Source organism: Mycobacterium simiae (assembly GCF_008370645.1).
Lineage (GTDB): Bacteria > Actinomycetota > Actinomycetes > Mycobacteriales > Mycobacteriaceae > Mycobacterium > Mycobacterium simiae_A.
This window is the reverse complement of the sequence record NZ_VTZN01000285.1, coordinates 1-3,987: the sequence shown is the minus strand read 5'-3', so window position 1 is coordinate 3,987 and position 3,987 is coordinate 1. Positions and strand designations below refer to the sequence as shown.

Genomic DNA, 3,987 nt, shown 5'->3' with positions numbered 1-3,987 from the left:
CTGCCGGTGAGATCGCGGCGCCCACCCCGCGACGGCCGTTGAGCGATGTATTGGCAATTCGCCGTTAGCCTCCCGTTAGCCTCAATTTTTCGTGCCACGAATTTCCTTGATCATCGACCGCATTGTGCGCAAAATTCGTGCCAAGAACGCCGTGGCTTGATGACCCACCGGGCCGATAGGGTCGGTAGGGGACTTCAGGCCCTATGCGCTGGGTGTACAAGAGCTGATCATGAAAGCGTCTGGTGACTCAACCAGGGCTTCGGGTAAACACAAAGGAAACAAAATGGGTTATGCGCTGGGCGATGCGCCGTTACTAACAGACACTGACGTCGATAAGCTCGCGGCCCAATTCCTGAAGTCACCGTATGCCGACCGCACCAAGTATTGTGAGTGGCCGCTGGATCGGCGCCTCGAGGGCTTTCTGCGTCGCCGGGAATTGGTCCGGCTCGCTGAAGACGGCGATGCGTACGACCTTATCCTCAACCGCGTTATGGCCTACCTCGGTGCCGCGCGCCCGGCACGGCGAACCACCGCAGACAGACCAACGACCCACTAGCCGGGGACTTCGGTCCCTACCGTCGCCGGGGATGGACTGGTCGGATAGACATCGCCAGTACGGCGACTTCGATTTCTAGGAGACGACCATGCGCACCCTCCCCATACAGCGGCGGCCGAGGTCACTGTTCCCGGACTTTTCCGAGCTGCTCGCCGGCTTCCCGTCACTTACCGGGCTCCGCCCCGTCTTCGAAGGCCGGCTGATGCCACTTGAGGACGAGATGAAGGACGGCCGCTATGTGGTACGCGCCGAAATCCCCGGTGTTGACCCGGAGCAGGACATCGACGTCACAGTGCACGAGGGGCAGCTGACCATCAAGGCCGACCGTAGCGAGAAGAAAGAGTTCGATGGGCGATCGGAGTTCTCGTACGGCTCGTTTTCTCGTACCGTGTCGCTGCCGGCCGGCGCGGACGAAGACAGCATTGAGGCCACCTACGACAAAGGGATTCTGACTGTGTCGGTTGCCGTTTCGGAGCAAAAGCCAACCCAACGGCGGATTCAGATTCAGTTTCCGAATTAACTTGAGCGCGGTGTGTGATGACCAGCTCAGCTGAGACCAGCAGACGCTCGCCGCGGCGCGTGTTTCGCGACCGGGCCGAAGCCGGCCGGGTGCTGGCTAGTCTGTTGGCCTCCTACCGCGACCGCGGCGACGTGATCGTGCTGGGCTTGGCGCGAGGTGGGATACCTGTCGCGTGGGAGGTTGCCGCTGCGCTGCACGCCCCGCTGGACGCCTTCATCGTCCGTAAGCTCGGCGTTCCCGGCCACGAGGAGTTTGCCGTAGGCGCATTGGCAAGCGGTGGGCGCGTAGTCATCAACGACGATGTGGTGCGGGGGTTGCGGATCACGCCGCAGCAATTGCGCGACGTCGCCGAGCGTGAGGGCCGCGAATTGGTCCGCCGGGAGGCCGCCTACCGCGCTGGGCGGCCGCCCCTGGAGGTGGCCGGCAAGACGGTGATCCTGGTCGATGATGGCTTGGCCACCGGCGCCAGCATGTTCGCTGCGGTGCAGGCGTTACGCGACGCCGAGCCCGCCCACATCGTGATCGCAGTGCCCGCGGCCCCCGAGTCCACCTGCCGAGAATTCGCCGGCCTGGTCGACGATGTCGTCTGCGCGTCGATGCCCACCCCATTTCTGGCGGTCGGCGAGTCGTTCTGGGACTACCGTCAAGTCACCGATGAGGAGGTCCGTCGGCGGCTGGCCACCCCGACGACGGGTATCTCGGTGATTAAACCTCTAGCGCCGACGGCGGCCGAGGTGATCAGTCGCGTGGCCATCGACGCGCCCGGAGGTGTCCCGCCACGCCAGACGTTGGAGCAGCTAATCGGTGCTGCGCGGATCGTTCTGATCGGCGAGAGCTCGCACGGCACGCACGAGTTCTACGAGGCTCGGGCCGCCATCACGAAATGGCTGATCGAGGACAAGGGATTCTGCGCCGTCGCCGCCGAAGCGGACTGGCCCGACGCGTACCGAGTGAATCGATACGTGCGCGGTCTGGGCGAGGACAGTAGCGCAGATCAGGCATTGAGCGGCTTCGAGCGGTTTCCGGCCTGGATGTGGCGCAACACTGTGGTTCGTGATTTTGTCGAGTGGCTGCGGGCACGCAACCAGCGGAATGGTCAACGGCAAGCCGGTTTCTACGGTTTGGACCTGTATAGCCTGCACCGGTCGATGCAGGAGGTGATCGCCTTCCTCGACAACGTCGACCCCACCGCGGCGGCGCGGGCGCGGGCCCGCTACGCGTGCTTTGACCACACCTTTAGCGATGACGGACAGGCCTACGGATATGCGGCGGCATTCGGCGCCGGTCCCTCCTGCGAACGTCAAGCCGTTGAGCAATTGGTGGAGATGCAGCGCAATGCGCTGGCCTACGCGCGCAGGGACGGACTGCTCGCCGAAGACGAGGCCTTCTATGCCCAGCAAAACGCGCAAACCGTACGTAACGCAGAGGTGTACTACCGCGCGATGTTCAGCGGGCGGGTCACCTCGTGGAACTTGCGCGATCAGCACATGGCACAGACGCTGGACGGGCTGCTGAAACATCTGGACCGGCACGGCGAGCGTGGCAACGTGCCACCCGCCCGAATTGTGGTGTGGGCGCACAACTCTCACGTCGGGGACGCGCGGGCCACCGAAGTCTGGGCAGATGGACAGCTCACCCTCGGCCAACTTGCTCGCCAACGATACGGTGACCAGTCGCGCCTCATCGGGCTGTGCACGTACGCCGGTACTGTCACCGCTGCCAGTGAATGGGGCGGCATCGCCGAGCGGAAGGTGGTTCGACCGGCGCTCAACGGGAGCATCGAAAAGCTACTGCACGAGACAGGCCGAGATGCGTTCTTGGTGTCGGCGCACATCAGTCCAGAAGCTGCAGACCCGCTTGGCGTGGTGCGGTTGGGACGTGCCATCGGGGTGATCTATCTGCCCGCCACGGAACGGCAAAGCCACTATTTCCACGTGCGCTCCGCCGATCAGTTCGACGCGATGATCCACATCGATAAGACTCGCGCACTGGAACCTCTGGAGACGACCAGCCTGTGGATCACCGGCGAGACACCGGAAACCTACCCGAGTGGCTTATAGCTGCCGGCGAGCTGGCCGCGGGCAGTCTGCGCACCTGGCGTCGGCGCAATAGCCTGACATGGAGCGCATCGAGGAGTCAGGAGCCGACATGAGGCAGTATTCGAAGTCGGTGGTGGTGGGTGTCAATGGCTCGCAAGCCGCGGTCAACGCCGCCACGTGGGCGGTCGACGAAGCGACAAGCCGACTCTTGCCCCTTCGTCTTGTCTACGTCATCCCCCGACCAGCAGACGGATCGACCCAGACCTCCGAATGGGAGCTGCAACGGGCCGAACAGGCGCTGGTGGCGGCGGATGGTGCCGTGCAGGGTCAAGGCCACCCGGTCGAGGTCGAAACTGCGGTTCTCTCCGGCGATCCCGGGCAAGTGTTGATCAACGAATCGCAGGATGCCGCCATGATCTGCGTGGGCACCGCACGGCGCGGACGGGCCGCTGACGGCTTGTTGGGCCCCACCGCCGCGGCGTTGGTGACGAGCGCACGCTGCCCGGTAGCGATAATCCGGACCAATCCCGATGGATCGCCTACCAAACTGGGCGTGATCGCGGTCGTGCTCACCGATGACGCCGGCAATGACGAAGTTGTGCGCCAGGCGATGGAGGAAGGGCGGCGTCGCCACGCGACGGTGCGGCAGATCGATCGTCGGCTCAACAGTTGGGTGCGTCGCTATCCAGACGTGCCGGTGCAGATCGTGGCCGCGGGTACCGGTGGGAAAGACGCCGAAAGCCACAGCAGTGCAATCGACCTGGCCGTGGTAGGCGAGGCCGACGCCGATCAGCTCCCGCGGCTCGCCACGCCGAACTGCCACCCGATCCTGGGCTATCCCGACTGCTCGGTGCTTGTGGTCCGTCACTGAA

4 protein-coding genes are annotated in these 3,987 nt (G+C 64.3%); all 4 read left to right on the top strand.

The window, feature by feature from the left end; all coding sequences use genetic code 11:
- Window positions 1-283 precede the first annotated feature (283 nt).
- The 4 genes from F0Q45_RS24815 (at window position 284) to F0Q45_RS24800 (ending at window position 3,986) form a co-directional block, all read left to right on the top strand.
- A complete protein-coding gene (locus F0Q45_RS24815) occupies window positions 284-556 on the top strand; it encodes a hypothetical protein (protein ID WP_149656413.1) in 273 nt (90 codons plus the stop codon).
- Between the two features lie 88 nt (window positions 557-644).
- Window positions 645-1,076, top strand: coding sequence for an Hsp20/alpha crystallin family protein (locus F0Q45_RS24810; RefSeq protein WP_149656412.1), 432 nt, complete (start codon window positions 645-647; stop codon window positions 1,074-1,076).
- Between the two features lie 17 nt (window positions 1,077-1,093).
- A complete protein-coding gene (locus F0Q45_RS24805; RefSeq protein ID WP_149656411.1) occupies window positions 1,094-3,136 on the top strand; it encodes an erythromycin esterase family protein in 2,043 nt (680 codons plus the stop codon).
- Window positions 3,137-3,224: 88 nt separating this feature from the next.
- A complete protein-coding gene (locus tag F0Q45_RS24800) occupies window positions 3,225-3,986 on the top strand; it encodes a universal stress protein (protein WP_149656410.1) in 762 nt (253 codons plus the stop codon).
- Window position 3,987: the final 1 nt, after the last annotated feature.